The 14,481-nt window shown below is 41.5% G+C and carries 15 protein-coding genes; 12 read left to right on the forward strand and 3 right to left on the reverse strand.

The genetic code is table 11. The features are described 5' to 3' along the window. From V8G47_RS00005 to V8G47_RS00015, 3 genes are all read left to right on the forward strand, one after another. Positions 1 to 145: transposase (locus V8G47_RS00005; protein WP_336198703.1), on the forward strand; the 145-nt coding region annotated here is incomplete at its 5' end. A 179-nt stretch (positions 146 to 324) separates the two neighbouring features. Next, positions 325 to 1,305 (forward strand): ring-cleaving dioxygenase, encoded by a 981-nt coding sequence (locus V8G47_RS00010; RefSeq protein WP_336198275.1) that lies wholly within the window; start codon positions 325 to 327, stop codon positions 1,303 to 1,305. A gap of 13 nt (positions 1,306 to 1,318) precedes the next feature. Continuing rightward, positions 1,319 to 1,924: an alpha/beta hydrolase gene (locus V8G47_RS00015; protein ID WP_336198276.1), complete on the forward strand. Its 606-nt coding sequence runs from the start codon at positions 1,319 to 1,321 to the stop codon at positions 1,922 to 1,924. 60 nt (positions 1,925 to 1,984) lie between these two features. Here the strand turns inward: V8G47_RS00015 and V8G47_RS00020 are convergent, their stop codons facing one another. Then, positions 1,985 to 2,902: a hypothetical protein gene (locus V8G47_RS00020; RefSeq protein ID WP_336198277.1), complete on the reverse strand. Its 918-nt coding sequence runs from the start codon at positions 2,900 to 2,902 to the stop codon at positions 1,985 to 1,987. Between the two features lie 190 nt (positions 2,903 to 3,092). On the opposite strand from V8G47_RS00020, the gene V8G47_RS00025 reads away from it, so the two are divergent. Both V8G47_RS00025 and V8G47_RS00030 read left to right on the forward strand, forming a co-directional pair. Beyond that, entirely contained in the window at positions 3,093 to 4,157 is a 1,065-nt protein-coding gene (locus tag V8G47_RS00025) for a bifunctional transcriptional activator/DNA repair enzyme AdaA (protein ID WP_336198278.1), read from the forward strand. Positions 4,158 to 4,288: 131 nt separating this feature from the next. Next, a complete protein-coding gene (locus V8G47_RS00030; protein WP_336198279.1) occupies positions 4,289 to 4,894 on the forward strand; it encodes a YitT family protein in 606 nt (201 codons plus the stop codon). Between the two features lie 39 nt (positions 4,895 to 4,933). Here the strand turns inward: V8G47_RS00030 and V8G47_RS00035 are convergent, their stop codons facing one another. Further along, complete coding sequence (locus V8G47_RS00035; RefSeq protein ID WP_336198280.1) at positions 4,934 to 5,710, reverse strand: MBL fold metallo-hydrolase; 777 nt, start codon at positions 5,708 to 5,710, stop codon at positions 4,934 to 4,936. Positions 5,711 to 5,882: 172 nt separating this feature from the next. Between V8G47_RS00035 and V8G47_RS20800 the strand changes: the two genes are divergently transcribed. Continuing rightward, positions 5,883 to 6,179, forward strand: coding sequence for a TIGR04104 family putative zinc finger protein (locus tag V8G47_RS20800; protein WP_442970769.1), 297 nt, complete (start codon positions 5,883 to 5,885; stop codon positions 6,177 to 6,179). Positions 6,180 to 6,225: 46 nt separating this feature from the next. Here V8G47_RS20800 and V8G47_RS00040 read toward each other — a convergent pair whose 3' ends face one another. Continuing rightward, positions 6,226 to 7,119 carry a glycerophosphodiester phosphodiesterase gene (locus tag V8G47_RS00040; protein WP_336198281.1) on the reverse strand — a complete coding sequence of 298 codons (894 nt, stop codon included), beginning with the start codon at positions 7,117 to 7,119 and terminating at the stop codon, positions 6,226 to 6,228. Between the two features lie 198 nt (positions 7,120 to 7,317). On the opposite strand from V8G47_RS00040, the gene V8G47_RS00045 reads away from it, so the two are divergent. The 6 genes from V8G47_RS00045 to V8G47_RS00070 all read left to right on the forward strand — a co-directional run bounded on the left by V8G47_RS00045 (position 7,318) and on the right by V8G47_RS00070 (position 14,462). Next, on the forward strand, positions 7,318 to 8,319 hold the full coding sequence (locus V8G47_RS00045) for a DUF3231 family protein (RefSeq protein ID WP_336198283.1): 1,002 nt from the start codon (positions 7,318 to 7,320) through the stop codon (positions 8,317 to 8,319). Between the two features lie 255 nt (positions 8,320 to 8,574). Then, a complete protein-coding gene (locus V8G47_RS00050; RefSeq protein WP_336198284.1) occupies positions 8,575 to 9,372 on the forward strand; it encodes an alpha/beta fold hydrolase in 798 nt (265 codons plus the stop codon). Between the two features lie 230 nt (positions 9,373 to 9,602). Beyond that, positions 9,603 to 10,352, forward strand: coding sequence for a YwaF family protein (locus V8G47_RS00055; RefSeq protein WP_336198285.1), 750 nt, complete (start codon positions 9,603 to 9,605; stop codon positions 10,350 to 10,352). 62 nt (positions 10,353 to 10,414) lie between these two features. Next, a complete protein-coding gene (locus tag V8G47_RS00060; protein ID WP_336198286.1) occupies positions 10,415 to 10,990 on the forward strand; it encodes a glycerol-3-phosphate acyltransferase in 576 nt (191 codons plus the stop codon). Between the two features lie 11 nt (positions 10,991 to 11,001). Next, positions 11,002 to 12,612, forward strand: a complete 1,611-nt coding sequence (locus V8G47_RS00065) for an aminotransferase class V-fold PLP-dependent enzyme (RefSeq protein ID WP_336198287.1) — start codon at positions 11,002 to 11,004, stop codon at positions 12,610 to 12,612. Then, positions 12,609 to 14,462 (forward strand): LTA synthase family protein, encoded by a 1,854-nt coding sequence (locus V8G47_RS00070; protein WP_336198288.1) that lies wholly within the window; start codon positions 12,609 to 12,611, stop codon positions 14,460 to 14,462. Before V8G47_RS00065 ends, V8G47_RS00070 begins: the two co-directional genes overlap by 4 nt. The last annotated feature ends 19 nt before the right edge of the window (positions 14,463 to 14,481 follow it).

Below are 14,481 nucleotides of genomic sequence, written 5' to 3' on the forward strand. Positions count from 1 at the left end.
CTATTCCAATGGCTTTTTGGAGGGAATCAATAACTTAACAAAAGTGATGAAGCGAAACGCATTTGGATTTCGAAGCTTTACGCGTTTTCGAGCTAAAATACTATTAACACATAAGTATAAAAGATTGGGTTCACATATTGGATAAGGGTGAAGCAACATTCACTTCACCCCAACATTTGACGTTGAACCTTTTTATTCAGTGCGTTGCCTTTCATTATTATAAGGAGCAATAAAAACTCTGAAATAAAATATCTTGAATTAAAGATAATTATCGTGTATGATACAACTATAAGGTAATACTATCTCTTAAGGAGTGAAAATAATATGAATTTAAAACCATTAAAAGGGCAGCATCACGTTTCTGCCATTACAGCAAATGCAAAGAAAAATTATGAATTTTATACGAAAACCTTGGGATTAAGATTAGTAAAAAAATCCATCAATCAAGATGACACCTCTGTTTATCACCTATTTTATGCAGATGAAAGAGGGAATCCAGGGACGGACCTTACATTCTTTGAGATTCCACATGCAGGAAACACATATAAAGGAACGAACAGTATTTCTTTGACGGCACTAAGGGTGAACACAGATGACTCTTTGTTCTATTGGAAACAGCGTTTTGAAGAGCATGGTGTCGATCATGATGGTATATCTCATCATACCGGCCGATCTACTTTAAGTTTCCGTGATTTCGAAGGTCAGCGCCTCATGCTAATATCTGATGAAAAGAATGAAGGAGTACCCGGCGGGAAGCCCTGGGATAAGAGTCCGGTTCCAGTTGAACATGGGGTGGTCGGTTTAGGGCCTATCACATTAACCGTCGCTCGTGGGGAGAGCACTGCGGCTGTGTTGAAAGATGTTCTTGGCTTTAAAGAAACTGGAAGCTTTCCTTCGGACATTGAAGGCCAGGCAGATATCCGGGTATTTGAAACAGGGGAAGGCGGAAACGGTGGAGAAGTATATCTGGAAGAAAGAAATGATCTTCCCGTTGAAAGACCTGGGAGAGGAAGTGTTCACCACGTAGCATTCCGGGTTGAAGACGAAACTGAGTTGCAAAAATGGGTGGAGTGGATTACAGAAAACCGCCTGCCGAATTCAGGGTTTGTGGAGCGCTACTATTTCCGTTCCCTTTATTTCCGTGAACCAAATGGAATTCTATTTGAACTTGCAACAGATGGTCCTGGGTTTGAAACGGATGAAGACTTCGATACTTTAGGACAAAATTTATCACTTCCACCGTATTTCGAAGACCAAAGACAATCTATTGAAGCGAAGCTGAAACCATTGGAGACGAAAGAATAAGGAGGACAATTTCTTGAAACATATCTTTAAGCAAGGAAACAATGAACTCCCTACACTTTTATTGCTGCATGGGACTGGTGGGGATGAACGCGATTTACTTCCTCTTGCCGAAATGATTGCGCCGGAAGCCTCTGTTTTAAGTGTGAAAGGGAACGTGGATGAGAATGGAATGGCCCGTTTTTTTGCCCGTCTACGGGAAGGGGTCTTTGATGAAGAGGATTTAGTATTCCGTACGAATGAATTGAAAAAGTTCATTGATGAAAGCGCCAGTGACTATGAATTTGACCGTGGAAATGTGGTAGCCTTGGGCTATTCCAATGGAGCAAACATAGCGGCAAGCATGATATACCATACTAAAGAATCATTGAAAGCTGGTATCCTGTTTCATGCCATGGTACCAAGACGCGGAATCGAACTGCCGGATTTATCTAGTGTCCCGGTCTTTATTGGTGCCGGTAAGCGGGATCCCCTCATTCCCATGAATGAAACTAAGGAACTGGTGGAAAACCTGAAAAAGGCACATTCTCCCGTTACTGAGTTCTGGACAGATGGAGGGCATGAGCTTCGTCGTGAAGAGGTGGATGAAGCGAAGAAATGGTTCAAAAAGAATTTTAAGTGATTCTAGAAAACCTCCGGAAGACAGCTGTCTTCCGGAGGTTTTCTTGTGGACTACATTAGGTCAAATGGTCACAATCATATGATGCGCTTTGAAGACTTTTAACATTTCCATGGTCAAAATTCCCCGCCATTCCGTTTCCGCAACAGGCCATGTTTCTTCGTAGTGCCCAAACCATGACCAAGTGGGCTGCCAGAACCCGTCATGATGTTGCGATTCTAACTCCTTCCTCAATTGTATCTGTATGACATCCTCCAATATCTCATAAAACAGTGATGAAGGTTCACTTGCTACCTGAAGAGGTTTTGCCACATACTCATTCCACCTCTCAGGATCCGTACAAACCGTTTTACGCACATTAGTCGAGAGGATGCTGAATAGAGTGGATTTCGTTTTCCCACTCACTTCATTTAATAACCTTTCGTAACAGAGGAAATCATGCATGTCGATTGGCTCAATTAATTCAGTAAGTTCACTGATCGCCTTCTCCGTCCATTCTTGAAGGCGGGGATGATCGGGTTGAAATCGATGGAAATATCCTACGATTTCTGCATTTGGATTTGCCCAAGTCGTCTGGACGCCGCAATGACCTTTTTCTGTATCGAAATGCCACCATGGAGCGTGAGGCACTGAATTGACCTCTTCAGGGACAGCATTCCAACCTTCCTTTTCTTCATCGTATTCGTTCTGTAAATAATTCATAGCCTTTTGAACGATAGGATGACTGGCGGAAAGTCTTAATTCCTTTGCCTTTTGTAACCCAATGGTGGTAGCAAGTGGAGAGGAACTGTCCAGGCGAAAGTCAGGTTCGATTGACCGGCCGAATCCTCCGTCGTCGTTTTGATAGCAAGATAACTCATGCATGGCTTCGTCCTTACTTCCTTCTTCAAAGTGATAGTTGAATAACTTTTGTTCAAGCGGCCTGGCATTCTGTCGGATAAAATCTTTTGCCTTTTTCCATTGCCCGGGGGAAAGGTTCATATGAAAAACTCCTTATATTAAATAATTGGTTACAGTAATAGATTATCTATTGAGAGGGGGAATCCCTGCTTTTTAAGTGGAAAATTCAGAGGTCCGTCCCTCTAAAAAAATGGATGCCTGATTTTCGGCTGCATCGCTTTTTGAGGGATGTATAATAGAATTATGAAATGGATGTAGGGGGGACTCGAGGGTGATTTCGCTTAAATTGCAAACAGAGTATTATAAGGCATTGGTAGACAAGAGACCGGATTATGAAGGTGTATTTTTCGTCGGAGTGAAAACCACAGGAGTGTTTTGCCGCCCTTCTTGTCCAGCCAGAAAACCGAAATTTGAGAACTGTGAATTCTTTGAGACAGCAGAGCAAGCATTGCTTTCATCTTATCGTCCTTGTAAGAGGTGTAAACCATTATCTCACCCGAATAGTGTATCGGAGGTGGTGAAAATGTTAGTGGAGGCTGTAGAGGAAAATCCGGAAAAGCGTTGGAAGGATAAGGATTTCCAGCATTTATCGGTTGATGCATCCACCGCCCGGCGCCAATTCAAGAAGAGATTTGGCATGACATTTGTAGAATATGCGAGAGCCCGCAGGATGGGGCTGGCCATGAAGGAAATCAGATCTGGTTCCAAAGTCATTGACGCCCAACATGTAACCGGTTATGAATCAGCAAGTGGATTCAGAGATGCTTTTTCAAAAATAATGGGATCTGCCCCGGCTTGCTCCGAACATCATACTGTATTAAAAACAGCGTGGATCGATACCAAACTCGGGCCAATGATCGGGATTTCTGATGAAAAGGCACTATTATTATTAGAATTTGTTGACAGACGAGGCTTGGAACGGGAAGTGGAAAGATTGAGGCATAAAACAAAGTCAGCCATCATCCCGGGCACCTCAGAACCACTTCGCTCCATAGAAAAGGAACTGGACGCTTATTTTAATGGGAACCTGTCAGTGTTTACCACTCCTTTTCATATGAGTGGATCTCCATTCCAAATGAATGTATGGAAGGAGCTAAAAAAAATTCCAATAGGAGAAACAAGATCATATACCGAGGTCGCCCAAAATATTGATCATCCCACTGCCGTACGTGCAGTGGCCAGGGCAAATGGTTGTAACCAGCTCGCCATCATCATACCTTGTCACAGAGTGATCAGGGCAAATGGTGACTTAGCAGGATATGCGGGAGGCCTTAACCGGAAAAAATGGTTGATTGAGCATGAACGGAAGGTGTCAAACAAGAAGGGGCAGGTATAATGATGCACAGCAGATAGTATCTCATATGTGAATGATTTCAATGCTTCCATGAGTAATTAGGTGTTGCAGATTCCGAGAAGAGCTACTAGACTATGAAATAGAGTTCTTACAGAATTGGGAGCAATGTACATATGGGTGTGTTGAGAAAAGCAGTAATTTTAGGATTGGCATCTACCATACAAGGTTTGGCTATGGCAGTATTTTTGTTTCCCCATTTCATCCCTTCCGGTGGTGCAGCAAGTGTGAGTGTGCTATTAAACTATTTACTGCATATCCCGTTTGCCGTTACCTTGTGGGTAATGAACGCATGTTTATTGGGTGCCGCCGTGAAATGGCTGGGGAGAGGAAATGCCTTCTGGACCATGTATTGCGTAACAGTCACATCCTTGTTGGTGGATGCGGCAGCTCCATTGATGACGGGTACTGTTTCATTTGTATTTGTGGATCTTCTCATTGGAAGCATTCTTTTTGGAATCGGCGTTGGAGTCTTATTCAGGATGGGTGCATCCTCCGGGGGCATGGACATTTTAGCCTTGATCATTTCAAAGCTGAAAGGATACTCACCTGGGAAGACGTTATTCGTAATGAATGGTACTGTATTACTGCTAACAGGAATCGTAGTGGATATGAAAATCATTCTATTCGCCATAGCGTGTCAATTCATCGCCACAAGAATCTTAGATATCATCAACAAGTTGGATATCAGGCGAAGCCTTCCACATATCGAAAATGTTTAGATGAAAGGTCCGTCCCTCTGTGAGGGACGGACCTTTCATCTAGGATATTTCTTTGATGATTGATTTGACGGTATGTGTAGGAGAATTTTCAAAGAAAGAGATGTATTGAAACGGTTTGTTTTTGGGCAGGAGGTTTTTCCGTATTTCCTTGGCTGATTTCCCCTCCTGATGAGCTTTCGTGACAGATTCCTGGAGGCGGAGAAGGTAATCCCATTTCTTCTCAAGCAGCTTTCTGCCGTGCTTCAGGTACCCTTGATGAGAACAATACACCTCTTCAAAGGAATACATCAGGACTTTATTTAGGGAACGAATCAGTTCTGGTACCGATTCGAATGAGAAATTAGACGTGGGAGAATGAAATAAATATAAATCGCCGGAGAAGCAAATCCCTTTTTCTTCATCGATCAGGACAATATGATCTTCAGCATGGCCGGGAGTATGGACGATTTGAAACGAATGATGTTCGGTCTCAAATGTAGGCTCTTGAAGAGGCATAGGATGAAACGAAGGGCGGTTATGCCAAAACATGGCCCGGTAGAAGGGCAGTTTGGTACTATGATTGCACTTGTCGATTCCCAGGGGATGAATCCATTGAGGAAGGGAATAAAATCGTTCAATCCAAGCACTATTGCCGGTATGATCTTCATGATGATGGGTGTGGATGATCCGTTTAATAGGAAGCTCTTTGAAAATTGTACGAACTTCGTTTTTCATACTATATGGTCCAGTGTCTACAAGAGCATCATCCACTTGAAAAATATAAACGGGCATTTTTTGACCAAAGGTTTGAACATTTAATTTGAAAGATTGTATCAACGCAGTTACTCCTTACCAATTAGTGTTATAGTACAATATTCGAATAAAATGTGAAAATTCCTGCTTGTATCCACATCTTTTCTAGGGACGGACCTCAAATATCATCTATAACTCGTAAGCTGAAAATGGTAAACTAGAGAAAAAGTAGTTGTTTAATATAGGGGGCAATGTTTTGCAGAAATGTCATGTATGTAAAAAACAATTTCAATGGAAAGAGTTATTATTTTCAATTTGGGCTTCATATAAACCAATTGAGTGCAGTCAATGCGGGAAGAGGCATTCAATCAATTTTGTCTCAAAATTCATTGTTTCCTTTCTGATAATTGTACCTGCTGTAGTATTCGGTCTATTAATTGCACCTTCCCAAGGGCTTTCGAAACCGTTGACATTCGGCCTTATCGTTCTCATGGCGTTTGTTATTTCACTTTTTCTTCCGTTATTTGTTAAATATGAATATAAACAAAGATAGAAATAGAGAGCTGCCTACCATGTCAGCTCTCTTCTTTGAAGATTCACTATTTCTTCTTCATTTCTTTCAACACTTCTTCTAATCGATCAGGATAGTTAGTAAACATTCCTGTCACTCCCCATTCAATCAACCTTTTCATATCTTCTTTTTCAAGGACAGTATAAGGGTGGATAAGAAGATCATGTTCACGTACTTTTTCTACATATGCTTCATCTGTTTTTTTATAACTCATTCCAAGACCAACCGCGTATTCTTCATAATGGTCAAGCTCCTCGTCCGTGATGGTTGCATCATTTTTATAATCAATTAACTGAACAAGAGGGATGTTTGCATTCATTTCATGAACTTTTTGAAGGCTTGCTTCACTAAAAGATTGAATGATCACTTTGCTGGAAGGGCCGTTCTGTCTAGTCAGATTATAGTCTTCCAATATCTTAAGTAATTTTTCCTCCATGCCGGGATATACTTCAGGTGACTTTGTTTCAATGTAATAATGCTTGTTTTTACCGAAATGTTGCAAGACTTCTTCAAGAGTCTGTACTTTAAGGCCGTTATATTCTGACTTGGCCTTATCCGGATACATCTTATTGAACCAGGAACCCGCATCCAATTCTTTGATTTGGTTCAACGTATAATCCTTAACAAGTCCACTACCATTCGTTGTTCGATCAAGTGTTTCGTCGTGCATGGCAATCAACCTGCCATCCTTCGTCATTTGGAGATCAAGTTCAATGTAATCGCCGCCCATTTCGTCACCCAATTGATAGGACGGCAGCGTGTGTTCGGGGGCGTAACCTGATCCCCCTCTGTGGGCTATGTTCAGAAATTTGTTGTCATTCATTGGTGGGTGGCCAGATTGCGCAGAGGCAGTCTGAACCGTACCGGCTCCGATCCCTATAATTGCTGCTGATAAACATATATTTCTAACTAGTGTATTCATTCTACATTCTCCCTTCTGATTTAAGCTCATCTAAAGGATATAAAATGAATGTGAATGGAAATGGAGAGGAATGAAAAGGGTATGTGAAGATTGTATGAATGGAATATGACAGCTGAGGAGAAAGACGCATGTCCAAAGATCGTAGAATAATTTACAACATTAGGAAAACACTATAAGAAAAAGAAAAGGAGCCGTCAGATGGAGAAACAGGATATCAGATTGACTACATCAGAAATCTCCGCTTTGTGGACGACGTACATTAAATCCTCGGCATTGAATTGTTTTTATACTCATTTTCTTACGTACATAAAAGATGAAAGTATTATATCCCTCATTGAAGACAGTTTGAAAACAAACGTTGAAACAATGAGAGAAATCGAGAAGCTATTTGTTTCAGAGGGGTTTCCCATTCCCTCAGGTTTCACGGAGAAGGATGTGGATACGTCTGCACCTCCACTATACACGGATATATTTGCTCTCAGCTTTGTTTATCGGGGAGGACAGGTCACAAGCAGCCACTTTACAACCATCGTAAGTTCTGTTGCCCGTTCCGATGTGTATGACTTTTTCGAGAAGTGCTTGACGAAATCTCTCTCCCTGTATAAACGATCACTTCAATTGATGCTGGAAAAGGGGATTTATGATCGTCCGCCAAAAATAAATTATCCCAAGTCCATTGAATATATTGATCATCAGCCCTCGCTATTGGAAACCTGGCTTGGGGAAACAAGACCTCTTAATGCATTGGAACTAAGCGAATTATTCTTTGTGATTGAGCGGAATTGTATTGGCATCATATTATTGAAGGGGTTCATCCAGACATCCAGGGACAAGGAAGTAAAAGAGTATCTTAAAAAAGGGAAGAAACTAAGTGAAAATCAAATTACAACGTTCAATAACGTACTGGTGAAAGATGATGCCTTTCCCACTTATCCCGTCTCAATGGAAGTGACAGACTCGACTATAGCACCATTTTCGGAAAAACTGATGTTGTTTTTCATTTCATCCTCTAATTCAGTCGGCCTTTCTACCATGTGTCATGCCATCACAATGTCGACGAGAAAGGACTTAGCCGTTCATTACATGCTATTTGTGTCAGAAATCATGAAATATGGGGCGGCTGGTCTCAAGCTTTTAGTTGAGCGCGGATGGATGGAGCAGCCTCCACAGCAGAAAGACCGAAAAGACTTAAGTAATTAAAGAAAAGTATTCTATCTATCATCACAAAATGTTCGGAATTTCTTTTGTTTCTATATGACAAAGAACGTATGGATAGGATAGAATATAAGATACATTAAGGTAAGGCTTCAAAAGCGTTGAGAGTACCATGTGATTGGATCAAAAAATACGGTTTCACTATTATAGAAGATAATAATAGAAGGAAAGCGGTGCTTGATTGATCTCCTGATACATTCCAGGCTTTTGGTAGGTTGTGCTGTTTATAAGGAGAAATGAATGCTAGAATACATCGTACATCAGGGAGTCGGCAAAGAGTATGTGGTTCTCCTCCATGGAATTGGAGGAACCTCAAGTATCTTCTGCAAACAAATGGAAACCTTTAAAAATCATTATAACGTAGTGACGATTCACTTGCCTGGTCATGGGGATTCACCAGGAGTTGATACATATAATGAGCCATTTACAATCAATTTAATTGTTCGTGAGATCGTAAAAGTTTTGGATGAAATTGGGATTGATCAAGCCCACTTTATCGGGATATCTCTTGGTTCAGTGGTTATTCATGAACTGATGCAACAAGTTCCAGATCGGGTGGAAACAGCGGTTCTTGGTGGTTGCATCACTCGCTTTACATTATTGTCAAACACTTTGCTGCAGGCGGGTCATGCGATCAAAGGCATGATTCCATTCATGTGGTTATATAAATTATTCGCATACGTCATGATGCCCAAAAGGAATCATAGGATTTCGAGGAAGTTATTTATTCGGGAAGCAAGGAAAATGAAACGGAAAGATTTTCTGGGGTGGTATCAGCTGACCCCATTTGTGAAATCGACCTATGCCTCTGTGCAGGAAAGGGCCTCACATATTCCGAAACTGTACATTACAGGAAAAGAAGATCATCTGTTTGTCCGTTCGCTTGATGAAGATACAAAAGGAGATCCTTCAGCAAGGAAGGTATTCCTTGACGGCTGCGGACACGTTTGCAATGTAGAAAGGCCGACTGAATTCAATCGGCTGGCACTTGATTTCATTCATAATAAACAGGTCCTTCCACTGCAGAAGGTTCAATAACGTGCATCTCTCATTTCATAATCGAAATGGGAGATTTTTTATGCCTGATTTAGGATTAGAAAGATACGAAGGAATTTATATGAGCGAAAGTAGAGGAATAGGGATGAAAGGTCCGTCCCTAAAGAATGGTGTATAAAAGGCTGAAAGTCATGAATGTAAGAGGTGAAATCAAGGTCCGTCCCTTTAAAGGAGATGGAGGCGTGTTGGGAGAATATAGTATAGATGGGTGAATGTTGGGGGGATTTGAGGGTTTGATTCGTGAAGTTTTGAATTTTAGGTATGAGGATTATCCGTTTGAGTTGTTTTCTGGTTCTCATTTAGCGGCGATCATTCTTTCTGTAGGATGCATGGCGGGGCTATATATTTTTAGGAATCGTCTAAAGGGTGGGGCGAAGAATTGGGTAAAATGGGTGCTGATTATTTTACTCGTAATGAGCGAAGTTTCTTTTCAGTTTTGGTATGGTTTGAATGATCAGTGGGACGTAACGATAAATTTACCTTTTCAATTATGCTCATTGTCTTTGTATCTTTGTACCATCATGCTTATAAGCAACAATTATAGAATTTTTGAAATTAGTTTCTTTTCCAGTATGTCAGGGGCATTTATTGCCATTGTCACACCTGAATTATTTTTTGGCTTTCCCCATTTCCGGTACTTTCAATTCTTTCTGGCCCATTTGTCGATTGTTCTATCATGTTTGTACATGGTGTGGATAGAAGGGTACAGATTGTCATTCGGCTCCCTGATCAGGGCGTTTGCAGCATTGAATGGTATCGCAGTCATAGCGTATGCAGTAAATAAAGCGGTCGGAGCAAATTACATGTTTCTCATGCATAAACCGTATAACGCAAGCCCGATCGATTATTTTGGGGAGTATCCCTGGTATCTTCTTTCACTCGAAGTGGTAAGTCTATTATTATTTTTACTTCTCTATGCTCCTTTTTATCTTTCTAACAAGAATCGGAAAAGTGAAAGGTAAATATATGAAACTTTTCTTTGTCTTCATCCGTCTATTAACATATAAAGCAGGGAGCAGGTTCGATGAATCAACTATTTATCTTAAGTGTAATCGTTTTGGTTTCTTACGGTTTGGGCAGCATCACAGGAGCTTATTATATAGTGAAATGGTTCACTGGAAAGGATATTCGTAAGATCGGAAGCGGCAATGCAGGCGCAACGAATGCGGGAAGAGTGGCAGGGAAGAAAGGGTTTTTACTGACTCTCCTTATAGACGCAGGTAAAGTCTTATTGGCACTATCCTTCACATCGATACTGACGGATGGAGAGGGATATTTGATCTTAAGTTCGATATTGAGCATGCTTGGACACCTGTTTCCCTTTCAACTCGGATTTCACGGAGGGAAGGGGGTTGTAGCCTATTTGGCTTCAGCATTATTTCTCTGTCCGTTAAGTATTGGTGTTTTCGCTATGATGATGGGGGGATCATATATCATCATTAGGAGATACACATTCTCAGGTTTTCTTTCAATGGGTACCATCCCGCTGACAGCTTATGTGATTGAAGGTTCATTCACCATATCTGCAGGCCTTGGGGCTTTATTTATAACTGTCCTATTGTTCCATAACCGATCATTTCACCATTCAGTCGAAACATAGGAGGTACGAGAATGAATAATGATACTTTACAATATAAAATTGCATGCGAAGCGGACGAATTTCAGCAAATATACGAGTTGAATTATCAAACGTTCGTCGAAGAAATTCCTCAGCATGATCAAAATGATACTTGTATGCTGGTGGATAAATTTCATGATCAGAATACATATGTGATCGCAAAAGCGGATAATGAAGTCGTCGGGATGATTGCCGTTAGGTCTAAAAGGCCTTTTTCGTTAGATCAAAAGCTGAGCAATCTGGATGAGTATCTACCTGATCAGGCCGTCCCTTGTGAAGTCAGACTTCTTTCAGTAAAGGAAGCGTATAGGAGTACAAGGGTCTTTTATCAATTATGTGACCGCCTCGTGTCCTATTGTTTGGAGCAGGGATATACTATGGCGCTTATTTCCGGCACGGTACGTCAGCTTAAACTTTATAAGCGGATTGGATTTCTACCGTTTGCTGAACTTGTGGGAAAAGAGGAAGCAAGATTTCAACCTATGTATCTGACACGTGAGAGCTTCGAGAATTCAACAAAAGCGTTTCAGCGCTTAATGATCCGTAAGACGGGTACAATAGCCACCCGGTCTTTTCTGCCAGGTCCAGTTCCCCGTCATGCAAGAGTGGAGGCCGCATTCAAAAGGGACGCAACTTCTCATAGAAGCATCCCCTTTTTACATGAAATGGAAGTAATAAGAAAGAGTTTACGTGATATGACGGGCGCGAATCATGTACAGGTGGCAGTGGGAACGGGAACGTTAGCGAATGATATGGTGGCAGCTCAGTTGAAAAGGATACCGGGAAAAGGTCTGATACTTTCAAATGGAGAATTTGGCAGCAGATTGATGGATCATGGTAAACGGTTCGATTTATCCTATCATACACTCGAAAAGGAGTGGAATGAACACATTACGATGGAAGAAATCGAAACCGTCCTTCAATGTGATCCCGATATAAAGTGGCTGTGGACGGTTCATTGTGAGACATCAACAGGTTATTTATATAAGATAGAAGAAATTCTTTCACTCTGTCAAAAATACCAAGTGGAACTTTGTATCGATGCCTGCAGTTCAGTCGGAACGGTTCCGGTCGATATTAATAAAGTGTTTCTCGCCACCTCGGTAAGTGGAAAAGGACTGGGCTCGTATCCAGGACTCGCCCTGATTTTTCATCGTGAAATAATCGAACCAAGTGCTTCAGTGCCAAGATATCTGGATGTGGGCTTGTATGCATTGAATGGAAGTGTTCCTTATACTCACTCATCAAATCTACTGGGCGCTTTGAAAGAAGCGCTCCGGTTGATTGACTATGTTACCACCTTAAACACCTCTAAACTTGTAAGGCGGGCGTTGATCGATGGAGGGTTTCAAATCCTGGGGGGTGAAGATTATTCCCCCGGTGTGATTACCATTGCACTAAATAGGGAACAGTGTAGTAGACAATTCGGAGAGGCCTGCAAAAGTAGGGGTATCTTATTAAGTTATGAAAGTGAATATTTGATCAAAAGGAATTGGGTGCAGGTGGCACTCATGGGTGAACACAACGAACGAGAGGTTTTGAATGCCATGACAATACTCATCAGAGTTTATAACAAAATGATTGGAACAAAGGTAGTGAAATGAATAGGTTGAAAGATTTCTTTTCGCGTTTTAAGAAAAATAAACTGGTCGGGTTTGCCCTGCTTTCATTATGGATCAAAACCGTTTTGGTCTCATTAATAGGGTTCAATCTCCACGTAGATACTTTTCTGGACATATGGCTCATATTATTGAATCCGGTTGGTTCCATAATGATATTGATCGGATTCAGCTTTTTTTTCTTTAAGAGGATCAAGAAGATCCTGGTCGTCCTTTTTATGGGGATTGCGACCGGTCTCCTTTACGGGGATCTTCTTTACTTTCGATTTTATTCTGATTTCGTAACGGTTCCCATTCTTTTTCAATTTAAGAATGTAGGGGGCATCGGACCCAGTACATTTGAATTGATGAGTCCGTGGGATCTCCTCTTATTGGCTGATATCATCATTGCAGGATGGATGTTGAAGAAGGGCAGCGTGGCTTCTGCCACCTTGTCCCGCAGATGGAAGTTGACCTATGTTGCAATGAGTCTTTCATTATTGGTGCTGACCATTGGAATGGGATTATTGAAATCCCCCTATTTATTTGCCGAGTCCTATGACAGGGAACAAATGGTTAAATCCGTTGGCCCTTATAATTATCATATGTACGACATCGGTATCGCCGCAACGAATCCATTTTCTCATATGCTTGCGAAAAAATCAGATACCAAAGCGTCCTTACAGTATACTCAATCAATGAAGCAGGATCCTTCTGACTTATTCGGGGTCGCTGAGGGGAAAAACCTGATCTTAGTCAGCATGGAGTCCACACAGAACTTCGTTATCAACACTAAAGTGGATGGAGAAGAAATCACACCATTTCTGAATTCCCTGATCAAGGACAGTTTTTACTTCAGTAATATATACGACCAGACGGCTCAAGGAAAAACGTCGGATGCCGAGTTCATGATTGATACCGGGCTATACCCATTATCAAGCGGATCAGCTTTTGTGAGAAAACCGGATAACACCTACGCTAGCCTTCCACACATGCTGAAAAGGAAGAAAGATTACTATGCAGCTGTTTTTCATGGCAATGAGCGGACATTTTGGAACCGAGAAATGATGTATGAGACACTGGGGTACGATCGCTATTTTTCAAAGAGGGACTATACGGTAACAGAGGATAATTCAATTAATTATGGGATAAAGGACATTCCTTTTTTCGAGCAGACAATGGCACATCTTGAGAAGGTCCCACAGCCCTTTTATACACGTCTCATAACGCTGACGAATCACTTCCCTTTTTTGTTGGAAGAAGATGATCAATTCATCGATACAGCTTCTACGGGTGAAGATGTTGTAAACCGCTATGTCACAACGGTCCGCTACGAAGATGAAGCGATAAAAACATTATTTGAAAAGCTTAAGACAAATGGGATGTATAAGAATACGGTTGTGGTCCTTTATGGGGACCATTATGGGATTTCCGAGAAATACGAACCGGGTGTATTTGAGCTACTGGGGCAGAAGGATACCCCCGTCAACCATGCCAAGCTTCAGCAGGTTCCCCTGATCATCCATGTTCCGGGAGAAGAGCCAAGGACGATCGACACCATTGGAGGGGAGATCGATATCCGGGCAACGGTCCTTCATTTGATGGGCATAGACACAAAGAATGCTCTCTCATTTGGTCATAGCCTATTCACACGAAATGAAAATCATCCCGTTATTTTCCGGGATGGGGATTTCATTACAGAAAAATACATTTTCCAGGATAATGTCTGCTACAATAAAAAGAGTGAAGAGTCTGTCAGTGACACCTTGTGCGATCCATTTAAGGATACGGTTAGAAAAGAGTTGAGGATGTCAGATGACATTCTGTATGGTGACTTATTGAGATTCGTGGAATAGGAGCAAACCCCCGGCTGAA

Source organism: Rossellomorea sp. LJF3, from assembly GCF_037046045.1.
Taxonomy (GTDB): Bacteria; Bacillota; Bacilli; order Bacillales; family Bacillaceae_B; genus Rossellomorea.